The following is a 252-nucleotide window of genomic DNA, read 5'->3' as shown; positions in this document are numbered from 1 at the left end:
CCGACTTCATTTAAAGAAATTTTAGCTGGAAGTGAGTCCAATCCGTCACACATCACTGTTTGATTTAGTTGATTAACCTTAAGCCGATAGGCTTTCCAAGGTTTGATCAGGGTGCGAAACTTGAGTATACAAGTATAAAATTTCAAAAATTACTCGCGGATAAAGAACTGCGTCAATCTATGTCACGAAGAGGAAACTGTTGGGATAACGCTCCCCAAGAATCCTTCTTTGGACACATGAAAGACGAAATAG

The 252-nt window shown here is 39.3% G+C and carries 1 pseudogene; it reads left to right on the top strand.

Annotated features, from left to right (window positions below):
- Positions 1–104: 104 nt before the first annotated feature.
- Positions 105–252, top strand: a pseudogene (locus ACYQ2O_RS13695) (IS3 family transposase); the annotation flags it as partial.

The sequence above is a fragment of the Alkalibacterium sp. m-11 genome (genome assembly GCF_054658155.1).
The sequence above is the reverse complement of the archived record's forward strand: the minus strand, read 5'-3'. Positions and strand labels throughout refer to the sequence as shown.